This is a genomic window from Bacteroides sp. HMSC067B03, from assembly GCF_001811315.1.
Taxonomy (GTDB): domain Bacteria; phylum Bacteroidota; class Bacteroidia; order Bacteroidales; family Bacteroidaceae; genus Bacteroides; species Bacteroides faecis.
In genome coordinates this window covers 1-302 of the sequence record NZ_KV804427.1, presented here as the reverse complement: position 1 = coordinate 302, position 302 = coordinate 1, and the positions used below count along the sequence as shown (strand labels likewise).

At 30.5% G+C, this 302-nt stretch carries 1 protein-coding gene; it reads left to right on the top strand.

The features are described from left to right. The first annotated feature begins 23 nt into the window (after window positions 1–23). The gene (locus HMPREF2794_RS21345) at window positions 24–251 is read left to right on the top strand and encodes a hypothetical protein (RefSeq protein ID WP_070752624.1); all 228 of its coding nucleotides are present in this window, start codon (window positions 24–26) and stop codon (window positions 249–251) included. Window positions 252–302: the final 51 nt, after the last annotated feature.

Sequence of the window (302 nt, the reverse complement as noted above, 5' to 3'; positions counted from 1 at the left end):
ATTACTGATAATAAAATGAATATATGAACAAAGATATATTAAAAAAAGAATTAGACAAGCTGGGGGTTAATCCAAATGAATATTCGCTTAATGGGAACATTGAGTCAGACAAAATAGTCCTGTATCAAAATTATAGCAAATGGGAAGTTTTTTATTTTGATGAACGTGGAGGACGGAATTGCGAAAAAGTTTTTTGTAATGAAGAGGATGCTTGTTTATATATTTATGAATTATTCAAGTCTAATAAATAATATCAGTAACACGCACCTAAATCGCCTAAACAGCGATTAGCCACCGAACAT

Excerpts from the sequence above, each read along its gene's own strand:
- HMPREF2794_RS21345 (WP_070752624.1), top strand. The coding sequence starts at position 24 with ATGAACAAAGATATATTAAAAAAAGAATTAGACAAGCTGGGGGTTAAT.